Consider the following 13995-nt stretch of genomic DNA (forward strand, 5'->3'; position numbering starts at 1 on the left):
CAATTTCCTCAGTTTGAAAATAACGAGCGTATTCGCGTAACAACTCGCTCAATAATCAGAGTTTAACGTAGGAGTGTAATGTGAAAGTACTAGTGACGGGTGGAATGGGCTATATCGGCAGTCATACCTGCGTTCAAATGCTGGAAAGTGGTATCGAGCCTATCATCATCGATAATTTGTGTAATGCGAATCAAGCTGTGCTATCACGCATTGAAGCATTAACGGGTCAAGTACCGACATTTTATCAAGGTGATATTCGCGACGAAGCACTACTTGACCGTATTTTTGAGGAAAATGAAATTCAGTCGGTGATCCATTTTGCTGGTCTCAAGGCTGTGGGTGAGTCTGTTGCCAAACCTATCGAGTACTATGACAACAATGTGAATGGCACATTAGTACTTGCACGTTCAATGAGAAAAGCAGGCGTGAAGAGTATTATTTTCAGCTCTTCTGCCACGGTCTATGGTGATCCAGAAGTAGTACCTATCACTGAAACGTCTCCTGTTGGCAATACGACTAATCCGTATGGTACCAGCAAGTTTATGGTCGAGCGCTGCCTAAGCGATGTATTCACATCGGATGAAGAGTGGAGCATTACCTTACTGCGCTATTTCAACCCAGTTGGCGCACATCCGTCGGGCACTATGGGCGAGGATCCAAAAGGTATTCCGAACAATTTGATGCCATTTATTGCTCAAGTAGCTGTTGGTCGCCGTGAAAAGTTAGCGGTGTTTGGTAATGATTACCCAACACCAGACGGCACTGGCGTTCGCGATTATATTCATGTCATGGATTTAGCGGATGGTCACATCGCTGCGTTAAAAGCCGTTGGTCTTAAGTCTGGATTGCATATCTATAACCTTGGCACAGGCAAAGGCAGCAGTGTACTAGAGATGGTGGATGCTTTTGCGAAAGCTTGTGGTAAGCCAATTCCTTATGATTTGCAGCCTCGCCGTCCTGGTGATATTGCAGAGTGCTGGGCAAGTACGGCCAAAGCAGAAGCCGATTTAAACTGGAAAGCGTCACGTACATTGCAAGACATGACCGCTGATTCATGGCATTGGCAGTCAAACAATCCTAATGGTTACGACAGCGAATAGACCGCTTTGTTATCCAATTGATTTTTAGAATTTAACTATTGAGTAAGCATTATGTCGAGCATTGAATTTAACCCAGTAGATCACCCACATCGCCGTTATAACCCTCTCACAGGCCAGTGGATCCTAGTATCGCCACACCGTGCTAAGCGCCCTTGGAGTGGTCAGAATGAAGAGGTCTCTCACGTTCAATTACTAACTTACGATGAGAAATGCTTTTTGTGTCCGACCAACGAGCGCATTTCTGGTGATGTAAACCCAGATTACAAAGGCACTTACGTGTTCGGTAACGACTTTGCGGCTTTGATGCCAGATTCTCCGGATGCTCCTGAATCAGACAATCCGTTGTTTAAAACCCAAGGGGTACGCGGTTTAAGTCGCGTTATCTGCTTCTCGCCAGACCACAGTAAAACGCTTCCTGAGCTTAGCCCCCAAGAGCTTCGTTGTGTCGTTGATACTTGGAATGAGCAAATTGAAGAATTGGGCAAAGAATACCTTTGGGTTCAAGCATTTGAAAACAAGGGTGAAGCAATGGGCTGCTCACAGCCGCACCCTCATGGCCAAATTTGGGCGAACAGTTTTCTTCCTAATGAAATTGAACGCAAAGATCGCTTAATGCGCGAATACTATCAGCAACAAGGCTCAAACCTGCTGGTGGACTATGTTACTGCAGAGATGCAAGACGGTGCCCGTACGGTAGTAGAAACAGAGCACTGGCTTGCAGTGGTCCCATACTGGGCGGCGTGGCCATTCGAAACTATGTTGCTCCCTAAGACGCACATTCGTCGCATGAGTGAACTTAGTGAAGAACAAAAAGGCGATTTAGCGGTAGCAATTAAGAAGCTGACGTCTCGTTACGACAACTTATTTGAGTGTTCATTCCCTTATTCCATGGGGTGGCACTACGCGCCATTCTTTGATGAAGGAGAGAGCACAGAGCATTGGCAGCTGCATGCTATTTTCTATCCACCATTATTGCGCTCTGCAACCATTCGTAAGTTTATGGTGGGCTATGAAATGCTGGCCGAATCGCAACGAGATTTAACCGCTGAGCAAGCAGCAGAGCGTCTCAGAGCATTAAGCGACGTTCATTACAAACAACAATAATTTAAGAATTTGATGTTGCTGCGTACCGAACGCTTTAGTTGGTACGCAAACCAACATCAGGTATTGAGAGACGAAAACATGAAAGACCTAATCCAAAACGTAGCGAACTCTTTTGAAAACGTACTGGGCTACAAGCCGACACACGTTATCCAAGCTCCTGGTCGTGTAAACCTGATTGGTGAGCATACCGACTATAATGACGGTTTTGTCCTACCGTGTGCCATTAACTATCAAACGGTAGTAGCGGCCGCTAAGCGTGATGATAATCTCGTCCGCGTTGTGTCTGTGGATTATCAGGATGCCACTGACGAATTTGATATCACTCAAGAGATTACTTTCCAACAAGATAAGATGTGGGCGAACTACATCCGCGGTGTGGTTAAGTTCTTAATGGCTCGCGGTTATCAAATTGGTGGTGCGGACATTTCTGTGTCTGGCAATGTACCGCAAGGTGCAGGTCTGAGCTCTTCTGCGGCACTAGAAGTGGTTATCGGTCAAACATTTAAAACGCTTTATAACTTAGAGATCACGCAAGCTGAAGTCGCACTTAACGGCCAGCAAGCAGAGAATGAATTTGTGGGCTGTAATTGCGGCATCATGGATCAACTTATTTCTGCTGAAGGCAAAGAAAATCACGCATTGTTGATTGACTGTCGTAGCTTAGAGACTCAAGCAGTCTCAATGCCAGAAGATATGGCGGTTGTGATTATTAACTCCAACAAAAAGCGTGGCTTAGTCGACAGTGAATACAACACTCGTCGTGAGCAATGTGAAGAAGCAGCTCGCATTTTTGGTGTGAAAGCGTTGCGTGATGTCACTATTGAGCAATTTAATGATCGTGTCTCTGAGTTGGATGAGATGGTGGCTAAACGTGCTCGTCACGTTATTACTGAAAACGATCGTACGGTTGAGGCGGCAAAAGCACTAAGTGCTGGTGATATGAAGCGTATGGGTGAGCTAATGGCACAGTCTCATGCATCGATGCGCGATGATTTTGAAATCACAGTGAAAGAGATAGACACCATTGTTGATATCGTTAAAGCGGTAATCGGCGACCAAGGTGGTGTGCGTATGACTGGCGGTGGTTTCGGTGGTTGTGTGGTTTCTCTTATCCCACCAACGCTTGTAGAAGCAGTTACGACGGCTATTGCAGAGCAATATGAAGCGGCTACAGGTTTGAAAGAGTCGATTTATGTCTGCCAAGCAAAAGATGGCGCAGGAGTTGTCTCACAATGATCACCACAAGCGAGCATTTTAGTACGATTGAAGACGCTATGACCCAATCAGCGTCATTTGATGGACTGCCTGCAAAGGTGCTCCATCTTAAAAATGCATCTGGTATGACGGTTTCTTTTATGGATATCGGAGCAACGTGGCTGAGTTGCTCGCTCCCCTTGCCAGGGGAACAACGTGAAGTGTTGTTGCGTTCGCCAAATATGGCTGAGCACATGAGGCAAGGGGCTTATTTTGGTTCAGTGGTGGGGAGATACGCCAATCGAATTGATAAAGGGCAATTCGAGATAGGTGGCACGTCGTATCAAGTCACTTGTAATAATGGCGAAAACGCTTTGCATGGGGGTGTAGAGGGTTTTGATAAGCGTCGTTGGAGTATCGACTCGCACACTGAATCAACTCTTGTTATGTCGTTACAGTCGGAAGATGGTGATCAAGGTTTCCCTGGTACGGCTAAGGTTCAAGTTGAATACCAGCTAACTGACGATAATGCGTTGAAGATTACTTATCAGGCGTCTTGCGATAAGACAACGCCGATGAACTTGACCAATCATGCGTATTTCAACCTAGCTGGCGAATCTAGTAAGGCGAAGAGCACGGATCATAAACTGCAAATGTTTGCTGATGCCTATCTACCTACTAGAGAGGATTTGATCCCTCTTGGTGAGCTAAAACCGGTAGAGGGAACTAGCTTTGACTTCACAGTGCTGAAGCAAGTGGGTCGAGATTTTCTGTCGGAGCAGGACCAAATCACAGCAGGTGGTTACGATCATGCGTTTGTGTTTGACGCCAAGCTCACTGATGGCAGCGCTGTGGTGGCGAAATTGGAATCCCCTGAGCAAGATGTCTTGATGGAAGTACTGACCACCAAGCCTGCAGTGCAATTCTATTCGGGTAATTTCCTTGATGGCACACCTGGCTTAAGCCGCACTTACGATAAACTTGATGGTTTAGCTCTCGAGACCCAGTTCTTCCCTGATGGGCCAAATCGCCCAGAGTGGGGGAGCAGCAATGGTATACTTGAAGTAGGAGAAAACTACCAACATCAAACCACCTATCGTTTCAAGTTTTAGTGTATTGGTGAAGTAACTTGCCTAGTAAAAAGTGAGCAACTGCTCACTTTTTTTATGCCTTAGTGGAAGAAGCACGGACAATCAGTTCGCCTTCGACTTTTCGTATTTGCGACAGTAACGGCTGTTCTTGGATTTGTGCAAGGATATTATCTACAGCCAGCCTACCCATGTCAGCGTAAGGCAGTTCAATAGAAGAAAGTGCTGGGAAGCTCTCTGAGGCAATTTGTTGGTTGTCATAACCAACAACTGCAATGTCTTTAGGGATTTTTAATTGACGTTCAGCAATCGCTTGGTAACAGCCCATCGCCATATAATCACTACTACAAAATATAGCTTCGGGCGGAATAGCCAAATCCAGTAAACGATTTGTTTGCTCGTAAGCTTCTTTGAGGGACCAGTTGGCCTCTAAGACGTAATCCTCGTTAGGAATAATATCCGCATCAATAAGCGCTTGTCTGTAGCCATCAATACGTTGTGTCGATGCATACATCCAACTCTCTCCAGCTAACATAGCAATTCGTCTGTAGCCTTGATTCGTTAGGTGCTTGATGGCTTTATAAGCTCCGATCATATCTGCTGGTAGGATGGATGGCGTGTTTTGTTGATCGCTCATGGTGCAATTGAGTAAAACCGTCGGTAGGTGAGTTTGTACTCTTTGCGTTGAAAGCTCACGTGTCATGCTCGATGCATAAATAAGCCCCGCATAATCACCGTTATTGATCTCTGTTTCTATTTTATTGGCGAGTATTTCATCGTGATTGTAGCTAAAGGTAATCAGTAGATAGTCGTTGTTCCACGCTTCTTCTCTCGCCGTATTGACAGCGTCTATGAAAGGATCGTAACTGGTTAGCCCATTGACGACCATAGCAATTTTCTTCGACCTTCCTAACGCATGAGCGACCTTCTTGCTTTGATAGCCCAATTCTTTCGCAGTATCGAGAACTTTGCGCTTCGTTGCTTCTGAGATTTTTACCGTTTGAGAGCCATTGAGAACTAACGATACGGTAGGTTGTGATACGCCCGCTGCTGCAGCAATGTCACTCATAGTGATCTTTTTACTTTTCGTCATTCTGTCTCTGCCAATATTTTTATTAGCTATATATTAGCGAATTGCCTACTTAAATGCACCTTCGAAAGATCGTGATCACAGAATGCCTTAATGATCCTCTAGTAGATGTGACGCATAACACGTATTCATTGCTTTTATCTTTAATTGAAATAATTAATAAATATATTAGCTAATATTATTAGTTAAGTTATTAATCTTATTAATTCAAGGTGAGTAAGATGCAAAGATGGTCTGAAGAGAAAGCGTGGCAATGGCAAGAAACTCATGGTTGGTTGCGTGGCTTTAATTATTTACCTCGTACGGCTGTGAACTGGACGGAAATGTGGCAGGCAAACACTTTTGACCCTGAGATCATGGAGCAAGAACTCGAGTGGGCGGCAAGCGTGGGGTATAACACGCTAAGAACCAATCTGCCGTTTATTGTGTGGCAAGTCGATCGCGAAGGTTTACATCAAAGGATTGACCGTTTCCTTGATATTTGTGAGCGAAACAAAATCAAAGTAATGATGACTCCAATGGATGACTGCGGTTTCTCTGGTGACCATCCATATCTTGGCGAGCAGAAGTTACCTGTACCAGAGCTTCACAATAGCCAAGCAGCAGCAAGTCCAGGCCGTAATGTTGTTATGGACAAGTCTCAATGGGGAGAGGTTGAAGCGTATATTCGTGACATTATCTCAACTTACAATACCGATGAACGCATCGTTATTTGGGATTTATATAACGAGCCAACTAACCGAATGATTTTTACCACCTCTGGTGAGCTTGCTTTCGATGAAGAGATGGAGCGTTATAGTCATGAATTGATGGAAAAAGCATTCCAGTGGGCGCGTGAAGAACAACCCGTTCAACCTTTGACGGTTGGTGCTTGGCACGCTCCGAGTATTCTTGACCTATCTTTGCCTCTCTATGAACACCCAACAGATCGGAAAGCGATGGAGCTATCTGACATCATCACTTTCCACGCCTATTTGCCTCTTGAACAGTTCAAACAAGCTGTCGAAATCGTTAAACAACATAACCGACCAATGATGTGTACCGAATGGTTAGCGCGTCACGCTGAGTCACATCTTCTTGAACAGCTGCCAGTGTTTCAGGCGGAACAAATCGGTTGCTATCAATGGGGGCTAGTTAAGGGCAAAACGCAAACACACTTACCATGGCCTGAGATTAAGCGTAGTGATGAGAACTACGCGCAACGCTGGTTCCATGATCTGCTTAATGATGATGGCACACCCTATGACCCAAAGGAAGTTCACCTAATTCAATCGCTAGCAACATTGGACTGAGGCTAGTGTTCGCCAGTGGCTTAAAGAAGCAACTGGCTTTACTATAATAATTCTGGATGAGTACACATTATGAATACCCTACAAAACAAACTCTCGAATAAGGAACTGATGTCCTATTTTGGATATGGCGTAGGCCAATGCTTTAGCTTTGGTCTCGTGGGTTCCTTTATCCTCTACTTTTATACTGATATTTTGGGCATTTCTCCCATCGCGGCGAGTACCATATTTCTAATCGCTCGAGTGTGGGATGCGGTGAATGACCCTATCATCGCCGGATACATGGATACCTTAGAGTCTCGCTTTGGTAAATTCAGACCCTATATGTTGTTTACGCCAATACTTATCGTATTGGTGACTATTGCGTCGTTCTACAATATAGATGCCGATACATCTACAAAAGTAATGTACGCCGGTATCACCTATATTCTTTGGGGCACGTTATACACTATTTCGGATGTTCCGTTTTGGTCGATGTCTTCTGTTATGACAGATGAACCACAAGAGCGTGCAAAAGCAGCAACATGCGCAATGCTAGGTGTTAATGCGGGTATTGGTGCAACACTGGTGCTATTTCCTAAACTGAGCGCTTACTTTGCTGACGGCCGCGCGGACCAAGGTTATTTACCTGCAGTTATTGTCCTGATGGTGGCGGGTTTGCTGTTCATGTGGAATGGCTTCTATAACACCAAGGAACGAATTTCTACGGCGAGTGAGAAGGTTACACTTAAACAGACATTCCAAGCAGTGCGCAAGAATAAACCGTTGTTTTTTATTCTTGCTGCGTTCTTTATGAATGTGTTCTTTAACTTAGTTAATGGCCTGTATATTTTCTTCTTCACTTACAACATGGGTGATGCTGGACTAGTCTCACTGATCGGTACGATTACTTTAGTCAGTGCGATTGCCTGCTTAGCGACGCCAGTGTTAACGAAGCGCTTTAAGAAACGTGATATTTTTATCACGCTATGTGTATTAGAAATTATTGCACGTGTTGGTTTCTACATGACCGGTTACGATAACCCGACGGTTGTGATGTCATGGTTAGCCGTGATTACCGCTATCTTTATGATGACTAACCCCCTGATTTCAGCAATGATCGCTGACACCGTAGAGTATTCGTACTATCACAGTGGTAAGCGTACAGCGGCAATTACTTTCTCTGGTCAAACGTTTACTGGCAAATTATCTGTAGCGGTTGCTGGTGGGTTAACAGGCCTTATTTTAGCTTCGATAGGGTATGTACCTAATGCAGAGCAGACAGAGACAGCGCTTGATGGCATGTTCTTCTGTATTGCGTTATTGCCTGCACTAGGGGCGCTGATTCGAATCTTTATTATGTCGAAGTACACGTTTACGGAAGATCAACATGCGATTCTTCGTGAAAAATTACAGCGTGGTGAGTTTGCTGAAGGCGTTAATGTTGAAACGGTTAAAGCACAGCAAGTAACAAACTAACGAGTTGATAAGCAATAAAAAACACGGCAAAAGCCGTGTTTTTTTGTTTATGCATTGGAATCAAATTAGTTCTTACGAGCTACAGATGCTCGCTGTACCAATGTTGGTGAGTAAATCATTGGGTCGGTTTCAACCGATTCACTTTTTGATAATGCCAAAGCGATTTGCGCTGCTTTTTCGGCCATCATTTGAATTGGGTAGCGGATCGTGGTGAGTTTTGGGTGAAGGTATTTGGCAATCAAACCATCATCAAAGCCGATAATGGACATTTGATTTGGCAAGGCATATTGGTTTTCTTCAAGCACTGATAGAGAACCCGCTGCCATATTATCGTTGTAAGCCACCACAGCAGTAATTGGCAGTGATTTGGTTAGTAGATTGGTCATGGCGATTTCGCCGCCATCACTGTCTGGAGAGCCGTATTCAATATAGCTGGCGGACAGCTTTATATTATTGGCCTTAAGGGCATCTCGATAGCCTTCTAGTCGCTGATCTACGTCTTCGATATTGTGTGAAGATGCCACACAAGCAATGTTGGTATGTCCATTACGAATGAGATGCTCGGTCGCGATATAGGCTCCTTTATAGTTATCTAGCGAGATACAACGGCCAGGGAGTTGGGGGATGTCGCGATTAATGTAGACCAAGCCTTTTACTTCTTCAGCGTATTGAATGAGCTCTTCATCAGACAATGCTTTGGAATGTATAACTAAGGCATCACAGCGGCTGTTGATGAGCAGTTCAATTGCTTTACGCTCTTCTTCAGCATCGTGATAGCCATTGCCCACTAAGATATGTTTTCCATGTTGGTGTGCAACTTTGTCTACGGCTTTCACCATGGTGCCAAAGAATGGGTCAGACACATCACTTACCAAAACACCTACAGTATTGGTACTTTGACTGACTAAAGCTCTAGCGTTTGCATTTGGGCGGTAGCCTAACTTTTTCATTGCGCTGGTGACGGATTCTATTGATGCCGCGCTTGCTTTTGGGGACTTGTTGATTACCCGGGAAACCGTTGCTACTGAAACGCCAGCTTCCTTTGCTACGTCTTTAATCGTTGCCATTTGAAACCTCTCATTCGATATGACTTCATTAGACTCCTATCGTGTAAATATCGCAATGTAAGTTTCACAAAGTTAGACATTTTGTGATGTGTAACGCCTTGTAGATATTGAACTTGATGCCAATGTAAACGTTTCGCACTTTGAGGGAGTTATATATCGTTCTAGAACAAAAAAGCCCCGAGTCGGGGCTTTAAAGATAGGCGCAGGGGGCACCTTTAGGAGCTCGGGTTATGCAACAGCCATTTCTGCTTTTGCTGCACGCATTTTTTTCAAGCTGATACAAACTAGTGCTGTCACAACCGTACCTGCTGCCATACAAACTAGAGCAAGTAGAGGTTTGTTCATTGCGCCAAGTAGAGCCACAACTGGACCACCGTGTGCCACGCTGTTAGTGATACCGAATGAGAACGCCATGACTGCCGCAACCATTGAACCAACGACGTTTGCAGGAATTACTGACATTGGGTCTTGTGCAGCAAATGGGATAGCACCTTCGGAGATACCAACTAGACCCATTGCACCTGCAGCTTTACCAGCTTCAAGTTCAGACTCTTCGAACAGGTTGAACTTACGGCCTAGCACAGTCGCTAGTCCCATACCGAGTGGTGCAACTGGGATAGCACATGCCATAGCACCCATGAATTGAGTTTGACCACTTGCAATCATGCCAACAGAGAATAGGAACGCTACTTTGTTGAATGGACCACCCATATCAAAGCCAGCCATGCCACCCAGTACGATACCGAGAAGAATAACGCTACCTGTACTCATGCTGATAAGCATCGCATTCAAGCTGTCCATAAGGCTTGCAATTGGCGCGCCGATTACGAAGATGAACAGTGCTGAGATGAAGAGAGAGCCAGTAATAGGTGCAATCATAATCGGCACAAGTGGTTGAATAAACTTGTGATAGTTACGAGTGACAACCCATTTGACGAAGTAACCGACAAGTAGACCAGCAACGATAGCGCCGATAAAGCCTGTACCTGCCTCAGCACCATAGAATGAACCGTTGTTTGCAATCCAGCCACCAATCAAGCCAGGGGCAAGTCCAGGGCGGTCGGCAATAGCGTAAGCAATATAACCGGATAGAACAGGAATCATTAGAGTGAACGCGACGACACCAACATCCAGTACTTTCTGCCACATGCTACCTTCAGGGATAGCCATGCCAGCTTCGCTAGGTTGACCACCCACCGCAAGAGCCAAAGCAATCAAGAGACCACCAGTTACAACAAACGGGATCATGTGCGATACGCCGTTCATCAAGTAACGGTATAAGTCAGAACGCTTCGAAGAGTTGTCTTCCGATTTAGCGGCTTTAGCATCAGCAACAAATTCAGGCGCTTCAAGCGCTTGGTTGATAACAGCTTTTGCATCGCTGATAGGGGCTTTAACGCCAGTTTCGATCAGTTTTTTACCCGCGAAGCGATTCATATCCACTTGCTTGTCTGATGCGACGATGATGGCATCAGCGCGAGCAATTTCATCGGCACTTGGTGAATTTTTTACGCCGATTGAGCCATTAGTTTCTACCTTGATTTGATAACCAAGCTCGGCTGCGCCTTTTTCTAATGCTTCTGCTGCAAGGTAAGTATGTGCGACGCCCGTTGGGCAGCCTGTTACGCCGATAAGAAAGCCTTTGTTTGCTTCCAGCTGATTAGCTGGTGCTTCAGATTTAGCCAGCAGCAACTCTAACGCTTGCTGCTCTGTTTCTGCCTTTAGGAAATTCTCAATAAAACCATCTTCAATCAGTTTGGAAGATAATTCAGCAAGCACTTCAATATGATGATCAGAGCCGCCATCTGGAGAGGCGATCATGAAAAAGAGTTTTGACGGTTGACCATCTTCAGCGCCGTAGTCGATCCCAGATTGACTCACACCAATCGCAACGGCTGGTTCAACAACCGCCTTACTTTTCGCGTGCGGTAGCGCAACACCATCTTCAAATCCGGTATTGCCAATTTCTTCACGAGCATAGATATCGGTTAGGAATTGTGCTTTATCGCTAATTCTGCCTTGAGCATGGAGCAACTGCGCCATTTCTGCGAATACTTCGTCCTTGCTCGTTGCTTTTAGATTTAGGCAGATCAGTTTTTCATTAATGAGATCCGTAATCATAATGATTGTCCTATTGACCATTGTAGGTGGAGGTTGGACTACACGATTTCTCATTTACAACATATTGGCATCCCAAGTAGTGGGGTGACCGATTCGCTGAGAAGTGATGTAGTCATTCGATAGGGTAATTATCGGTGGGTTTGGCAAGAAATTTTAGAGCACCATAAAGGCTTTTACTGGATTATTGTACCTATGGAATTTTAATGTGAACTGGCTCAATATTTTATATAACCCATTTTTGGTAAGTGATATGTAATAATTTTTTTATTTATCAGTCGCTTATTTATTTGTTTCTACTTGTTATTATTGTCGCAATTGTCATTATGTTAGACTTGGCTAGAGCTTTGTAACCTCATAAATGACACGGAAATGCATGATGCAGCTCACGAAAAGAGCTCATATTTCTATTTGGTCGCTGGAGAAACTCGCCAATGTTCCACAATTTAATTGAAACGTTAATTGCTGAAAGGGAGCATTTCAACCGAATCTGGTTTGCTGCCGATCAGCTCACGCCACCACCGTTTAGCTATCAAGTTAATTTCCCAAGGCTTGAGTTAGTAATTAGTGGAGAGTATGAGAATGAACTTGAAGATCCTGAACAGGGTATATCCTCAATCAAGGTATTATCGGGTGATGCGTTGTACATTCCTCCGAACTGTTGGAACAAACCAAATTGGCAAGGGGACTGCTCAGTATTAAGTTTGCTGTTTGGGAAGCGCCAACTAGGCTTTAGCTTGGTGAGTAAGAGACAGGGTGAAACAGGGTTTTACGATATCCAGAAGCACAGTGTGCAAACACGTACGGGTCATGCCATTGACCATATTCTCGAGGCGCTTAATGCGATAGCAAGAGAGCCGAAAAAGTCCCCAATGGATGAGCACTTGCTCATGGCGTTACTTTCCTATAGTCAGTCTATGGTGTCAGAACCATCAGATAATTTACGAAGTGGCGACCTGTATCAGGGTATCTGTATTTACATTCAGGAGAATTTCCACCGCACTATTACTCGCAGTAGTATTGCTAAGCGATTTCATATTAGTCCTAATCACCTATCGAGACTGTTCCGCCAGCAAGGGCACATGACTTTAGCGGACTACATCACGTGGGTGAGAATGGAACGCGCGAAGTTTATGCTGAAAAAATACGACTTTAAGCTGCAGGAAGTGGCAACACGCTGTGGCTACCAAGATGTGAATTACTTTTTTAGAGTATTTAAGTCAAGAACAGGGCAAACGCCAAGCGAGTACCGGCAGGTATTATAAGGCATTTGCCCGTTGACCTTTGACCAGCTGATGAATCAATATCGCTTTGATTGCTTCTGGCTCTCTACTGGTGGTCAGCAGGTGACAAAACTCCTCATCCAATAGCGATTTGGTGAGGTGAGTAAAACTCACTAATAGCGAGCGCTCCGGAGGAGAGGGGAGTATTAGTGCGATAACCAGAGTAACAGGTCCTAGTTTAGGTGCTTGCCAATCGACAGGGTTCTCACACTTAATGACGGTTAGCGATGCTTTATCTACGTCACTAGTGAGTATGTGTGGTAATGCGATCATTTTACCCGTTGCAGTTGACGAATACTGTTCTCGTTTCAGTAAGTTCTGTGTCATCTCTGCGGTGTTAACTTGGGCCGTCAGATTAGCGACTTGCTCCAGAATAGTGGTTTTATCGTTGCTGCTGTCACGAGCAAAATGATAGTCGATTTCAAATGGTAACCGGAAGGTGCTTAATCCTCTCAATAACGATAGATTGGCGTGCTTATTGGAGCGATGAGCCGTATTCACCAACATAAAGTGTTCAGCAATAAAGTCCATCAAGACCATACAAGCAAGCTCAGCATCTGATCCTTCAATGTGCAGTTGGCAAAGGTCATCTTGTTTACCGGCTAATGAAAGAATACGCAGTGGATGCTCTATATTAGCACTATCCCAGCAGGTTAAATTACGCAGAATCACCACTGAGCGAAACATGTTACTCAGTGTTTTTAATCGATTGATTTTCCAACCAGAAAACCCATCTTCCGGTAGGACAAAGGTGATTCTACGTTCTATCAAGGTTAACCTCTAACAAGCCCTATGCAACGCTGCACAACCGAATCAACATCAGTTAGAACCTCTTCGATTGTGACGCAGTGTATTTTACTACCCGTAAATCGAGCTCGGTGCTCAACTTCAATATCGGAAGCAATGAGGACAAGATCGGCGTTAGCGATATCTTGGGTGCTCAGTTGTCCTTCAATACCCATTGCACCTTGAGTCTCTACTTTGATGCCTATATTTTCTTTTTGAGCCGCTTTTCGAATAGCGTCAGCTGCCATATACGTATGAGCAATACCAGTTGGGCAAGCCGTGACCGCAACCATTTTCATTGTCTATTCTCTATATTATCAACCAGAATAAAGTGAGCGTTAGAGTACTAATTTGTCATTGATTCGTATAGCAAAGAGATCAAATTTCGGATGATTTAAATTGAACCTATATGAGTCAT

The 13995-nt window shown here is 44.6% G+C and carries 12 protein-coding genes; 7 read left to right on the forward strand and 5 right to left on the reverse strand.

Translation table 11 applies throughout. The features are described from left to right. Positions 1-80 precede the first annotated feature (80 nt). The 4 genes from galE to galM all read left to right on the forward strand — a co-directional run bounded on the left by galE (position 81) and on the right by galM (position 4510). Positions 81-1100, forward strand: coding sequence for a UDP-glucose 4-epimerase GalE (gene galE, locus AWH66_RS05645; protein ID WP_063606040.1), 1020 nt, complete (start codon positions 81-83; stop codon positions 1098-1100). Between the two features lie 51 nt (positions 1101-1151). Continuing rightward, positions 1152-2204, forward strand: coding sequence for a UDP-glucose--hexose-1-phosphate uridylyltransferase (locus AWH66_RS05650; protein WP_063606041.1), 1053 nt, complete (start codon positions 1152-1154; stop codon positions 2202-2204). Positions 2205-2282: 78 nt separating this feature from the next. Next, the gene (gene galK / locus AWH66_RS05655; RefSeq protein ID WP_063606142.1) at positions 2283-3440 is read left to right on the forward strand and encodes a galactokinase; all 1158 of its coding nucleotides are present in this window, start codon (positions 2283-2285) and stop codon (positions 3438-3440) included. Then, positions 3437-4510 carry a galactose-1-epimerase gene (gene galM / locus AWH66_RS05660; RefSeq protein ID WP_063606042.1) on the forward strand — a complete coding sequence of 358 codons (1074 nt, stop codon included), beginning with the start codon at positions 3437-3439 and terminating at the stop codon, positions 4508-4510. The genes galK and galM overlap by 4 nt, the downstream gene beginning before the upstream one ends. 52 nt (positions 4511-4562) lie before the next feature. Here the strand turns inward: galM and AWH66_RS05665 are convergent, their stop codons facing one another. Further along, entirely contained in the window at positions 4563-5579 is a 1017-nt protein-coding gene (locus AWH66_RS05665; protein ID WP_006071920.1) for a LacI family DNA-binding transcriptional regulator, read from the reverse strand. Positions 5580-5797: 218 nt separating this feature from the next. Between AWH66_RS05665 and AWH66_RS05670 the strand changes: the two genes are divergently transcribed. Together AWH66_RS05670 and AWH66_RS05675 are read left to right on the forward strand one after the other, a co-directional pair. Then, a complete protein-coding gene (locus AWH66_RS05670) occupies positions 5798-6868 on the forward strand; it encodes a cellulase family glycosylhydrolase (protein ID WP_062456900.1) in 1071 nt (356 codons plus the stop codon). 69 nt (positions 6869-6937) lie between these two features. Continuing rightward, entirely contained in the window at positions 6938-8323 is a 1386-nt protein-coding gene (locus AWH66_RS05675) for an MFS transporter (protein ID WP_062456904.1), read from the forward strand. 65 nt (positions 8324-8388) lie between these two features. Here AWH66_RS05675 and AWH66_RS05680 read toward each other — a convergent pair whose 3' ends face one another. Further along, a complete protein-coding gene (locus tag AWH66_RS05680; protein ID WP_006071916.1) occupies positions 8389-9390 on the reverse strand; it encodes a substrate-binding domain-containing protein in 1002 nt (333 codons plus the stop codon). 228 nt (positions 9391-9618) lie between these two features. Further along, positions 9619-11511, reverse strand: coding sequence for a PTS fructose transporter subunit IIABC (locus tag AWH66_RS05685; RefSeq protein WP_038225452.1), 1893 nt, complete (start codon positions 11509-11511; stop codon positions 9619-9621). A 431-nt stretch (positions 11512-11942) separates the two neighbouring features. Here AWH66_RS05685 and AWH66_RS05690 point away from each other — a divergent pair, with 431 nt between their 5' ends. Next, the gene (locus AWH66_RS05690; protein WP_006071913.1) at positions 11943-12773 is read left to right on the forward strand and encodes a helix-turn-helix transcriptional regulator; all 831 of its coding nucleotides are present in this window, start codon (positions 11943-11945) and stop codon (positions 12771-12773) included. Here AWH66_RS05690 and AWH66_RS05695 read toward each other — a convergent pair. Both AWH66_RS05695 and AWH66_RS05700 read right to left on the reverse strand, forming a co-directional pair. Further along, positions 12768-13562: a PTS sugar transporter subunit IIA gene (locus tag AWH66_RS05695; protein ID WP_063606043.1), complete on the reverse strand. Its 795-nt coding sequence runs from the start codon at positions 13560-13562 to the stop codon at positions 12768-12770. The two genes, AWH66_RS05690 and AWH66_RS05695, sit on opposite strands and share 6 nt — an antisense overlap. Positions 13563-13564: 2 nt before the next feature. Next, positions 13565-13876 (reverse strand): PTS fructose transporter subunit IIB, encoded by a 312-nt coding sequence (locus AWH66_RS05700; RefSeq protein ID WP_063606044.1) that lies wholly within the window; start codon positions 13874-13876, stop codon positions 13565-13567. Positions 13877-13995: the final 119 nt, after the last annotated feature.

The organism is Vibrio barjaei (genome assembly GCF_001639065.2).
In the GTDB taxonomy this organism is placed as follows: domain Bacteria; phylum Pseudomonadota; class Gammaproteobacteria; order Enterobacterales; family Vibrionaceae; genus Vibrio; species Vibrio barjaei.

Coding starts and splice junctions, on each gene's coding strand:
- AWH66_RS05700 (WP_063606044.1), bottom strand. CDS start 13,876: ATGAAAATGGTTGCGGTCACGGCTTGCCCAACTGGTATTGCTCATACG.
- AWH66_RS05675 (WP_062456904.1), top strand. CDS start 6,938: ATGAATACCCTACAAAACAAACTCTCGAATAAGGAACTGATGTCCTAT.
- AWH66_RS05680 (WP_006071916.1), bottom strand. CDS start 9,390: ATGGCAACGATTAAAGACGTAGCAAAGGAAGCTGGCGTTTCAGTAGCA.
- AWH66_RS05665 (WP_006071920.1), bottom strand. CDS start 5,579: ATGACGAAAAGTAAAAAGATCACTATGAGTGACATTGCTGCAGCAGCG.
- AWH66_RS05685 (WP_038225452.1), bottom strand. CDS start 11,511: ATGATTACGGATCTCATTAATGAAAAACTGATCTGCCTAAATCTAAAA.
- AWH66_RS05690 (WP_006071913.1), top strand. CDS start 11,943: ATGTTCCACAATTTAATTGAAACGTTAATTGCTGAAAGGGAGCATTTC.
- AWH66_RS05670 (WP_062456900.1), top strand. CDS start 5,798: ATGCAAAGATGGTCTGAAGAGAAAGCGTGGCAATGGCAAGAAACTCAT.
- galM (WP_063606042.1), top strand. CDS start 3,437: ATGATCACCACAAGCGAGCATTTTAGTACGATTGAAGACGCTATGACC.
- galK (WP_063606142.1), top strand. CDS start 2,283: ATGAAAGACCTAATCCAAAACGTAGCGAACTCTTTTGAAAACGTACTG.
- AWH66_RS05650 (WP_063606041.1), top strand. CDS start 1,152: ATGTCGAGCATTGAATTTAACCCAGTAGATCACCCACATCGCCGTTAT.